A 1,927-nucleotide genomic window follows, 5' to 3' on the forward strand; every position below is an offset into this window, starting at 1 on the left:
GCGCGCTTGCCGCCTGCCTCGACGCAATGCCCGCCACCGGCATTGAACTCGGTGACAGCGTTGTCGATTGTCGGTGTGCGTGAGGGTGACCGGTTGCGGCGCCCGGCGGCGAGTCAGGCTTCATTGCGCCTCTCGCTGACTGCGCTGGGCGGTGACGGTCGGCGCTGGTGGTTCCTCAATGGCACCCCGCTGGGCGACAGCGGGCATCAAGAAGCGCTCAACACCACCCTTGAACAGCCAGGGCGATATGAGCTGAGTGTTCTCGACGAAAGCGGGCAAACCGCACGGGTTGAATTCAGCGTCGTGGAGTAGGCCTCCGGCTTGCGATTTTCTTAAAGATCAAAAGATCGCGAGCGAGCTCGCTCCTACAGTTGTATCGCGTGCGCCCGTAGCAGTTGACGAGCTTTGCGAGGCTACGTCCGGGCGCGCAGCGGCCGTAATAAGAGCCAAGATCAAAAGATCGCGAGCAAGCTCGCTCCTACAGTGAATTGGGGTTATCACTTTAGTGAGTGGGGGTGTTTTATTTTGATGAGTGTGTTGATTTTTATGGTTTTAGTCTGCGCGTGGGCGCTGGTTATATAAGGGCTTAATACCAAGTAGTGAGTTGTTCAATACCCGGTCCGGCGTTGTGATGGAAGCCACGGATGAACGTATCTCTGACGTTAGAGCAGGGAGCCTTCGAACTCTGGCTAAGCAGGTGCAAGGGAATAATCATGAACACTCAACTGTGGTTAAGAACAAGTACAGCCCTTTTGTTAGTGATGACCGTCAGCCTGGCTGGCTGCCATAGCGGCGGTGGCGGTTCTAAAAGTCATGTTGAAGCCAGTACGCCCGATGCCGGTACGGGCGGCGGTGGTGATGGTAGCGGTGGCGGCAATAACGGCGGTGGTGACGGCAGCGGTAATAACGGTGGCGGCAACAATGGTGGTGGTAATAACGGCGGTGGCAACAACGGTGGCGGTAATAACGGCGGTGGCAACAACGGAGGCGGCAATAACGGCGGTGGCAATAACGGCGCCGGCAACACGCCACTGGTCACCGGGCAAGTTATCAGCCAGGTGAGCGGCGCTGTCGGCGGTGTCGGTTCGACTGTCAGCGACTTGGGCAACACCCTGACAACAGTGCCTGTGGTGGGCGCGGCAGGCGGGTTGGTGACCAACACCGGTAATGCGGTGACGTCCATCACTGACGGCCTGGATAAAGGCCTGGGCACGATTGGTACAGATAAAAACTCACTGGGCATCACTGTCGCTGGCGCAACCAATGCCGTGTCTGATATCGGCAAAGGAGTGTCCTCACTGGGCCAGGGCGTGAGCGGGGTGATCAATAACACCCCGATCAGCCAGATCCCGATCGTGGGCGGCGTTGCGGGTAACGTCACGGATGTCACCGGCGGCCTGGTGAATAAAGTCGGGAACACGGTCACCATGCTCGGCAATACGCTGACCACCAATGTCACCAGCGGGCAATTGGGCCAAGTGACCGGCGGGGTCAATGACAAGGTGCTGGTGCCGGTGATTTCGCTGGTGGAAAAAACCACCGGGCAAATCGGCACAGCCACAGGGTTGGGCGCACCGGTTGACGGCCTGCTGAACAAAGTCGGTGGAGTGGTGGCCGGCGTTGGCAACAAAGTGACCGGCGTGGGCGATCAAAACCCGGTCACCAATCTGGTCGGTGGCGCGTTGGTCGGTGTCGGCGGTGTGGCTGACAAGGCGGGCGGTTATGTGAACCCTGCGGCTGGAACAGGCACCGGTACAGGCACCAACACTGGCATTGGTGGATTGCTGGGTGGCGTAACAGGTGCTGTCGGCGGTGCAGGTTCAGGCACCGGTACGGGCGCAGGCGGTGCGGTGGGCGGCCTGGTGGGCGGTGTTGCCGGCACGGTTGGCGGGGTGGTCAATACCGTCACCGGAGCAGGCGCTGGTAC

1 protein-coding gene and 1 pseudogene are annotated in these 1,927 nt (G+C 60.0%); both read left to right on the forward strand.

Annotation, left to right across the window (positions count from 1 at the left end):
• A pseudogene (locus tag GHO41_RS29110) lies at positions 1 to 312 on the forward strand (penicillin-binding protein 1C); the annotation flags it as partial.
• A gap of 401 nt (positions 313 to 713) precedes the next feature.
• A partial coding sequence (locus tag GHO41_RS29115; protein ID WP_256678891.1) for a collagen-like triple helix repeat-containing protein occupies positions 714 to 1,927 on the forward strand: 1,214 nt, incomplete at its 3' end.

It is taken from the genome of Pseudomonas sp. FSL R10-0399 (assembly GCF_009600165.1).
In the GTDB taxonomy this organism is placed as follows: domain Bacteria; phylum Pseudomonadota; class Gammaproteobacteria; order Pseudomonadales; family Pseudomonadaceae; genus Aquipseudomonas; species Aquipseudomonas helleri.